Origin of the sequence: Cnuella takakiae, assembly GCF_001953305.1 — a bacterium.
GTDB classification, from domain to species: domain Bacteria; phylum Bacteroidota; class Bacteroidia; order Chitinophagales; family Chitinophagaceae; genus Flavisolibacter; species Flavisolibacter takakiae.
On record NZ_MTFE01000010.1, the window covers coordinates 5,493,213 to 5,494,182 of the forward strand.

The 970-nt window shown below is 52.4% G+C and carries 1 protein-coding gene; it reads left to right on the plus strand.

From position 1 onward, the window contains the following. Positions 1–42 precede the first annotated feature (42 nt). Positions 43–970, plus strand: a 928-nt coding sequence (locus tag BUE76_RS23415) for a relaxase/mobilization nuclease domain-containing protein (protein WP_076026761.1), incomplete at its 3' end; no start/stop codon positions are given.

The following is a 970-nucleotide window of genomic DNA, read 5'->3' on the forward strand; positions in this document are numbered from 1 at the left end:
AGAGTCACTCACCCTTCAACTCTACGAACAATGGTTGCGAAAATGAGTTTTCCCAAACGCCTGCACGATGCACTTAACTACAACGAACAGAAAGTAGCTAAGGGAGTTGCCCACCTGCTCCAGGCAAGTGGCTACCTGTGCAAACCAATGGAATTGAGTTACTACCAAAAAGCAGCAGCGTTGGAGTTGCGCAACAGCCTTGCGGAAAAGGCTACCTCCCAAACTATCCATATATCACTCAACTTCTCACCACAGGACCGCCAGCTGGATGCAGCAATGCTAATCAGCATTGCCCGGGATTACATGCAGGGGATTGGATTTGGGAAGCAGCCTTACCTGGTGTACCAACACCAGGACGCCGGCCATCCGCATCTGCACATCGTCAGCACTACCATACAGAAGGACGGCAGCCGCATTCCAACCCACAATTTGGGAAAAGTGCAGTCCTCCAAAATGCGGGTGGAACTGGAAGCAAAGTACAACTTGGTTCCAGCCAGGGGCAGAACACTACCGGAGGCTGTACCCTCCATACTGGGACCACAACCCGCACAATGCGGGAAGGAAGAAACAAGAGCGGCCATTGCCCGTGTAGTAAACTATGTTTTCCGGCAGTATGCCTTTAACTCCCTGCCACAGTACAATGCAGCACTGGGGCAGTATGGCATAGTTGCAGATGGCGGTACGAAAGAAAGCCGGGTGCACCGGCATGGTGGGCTGCTCTACCGGATGCTGGACGCACAAGGCAACAAAACAGGTGTGCCTATTAAAGCTAGTTTGCTGCCGGGCAAACCAACGCTCAAAGCCCTGGAGGCTAAATTCAAGTTTGCAGCAAAGCAAAAAGAATTGGCGCTGCCCATGGTTGTACGGAAAGTTGAAGGGGCGTTGAATTCCAGTACCAATTTGCAACAGTTTACCCAAGCCCTGAAGCTTGCCGGCATCTACACACTCCCCCGCAGTGCAGGCAACGGCA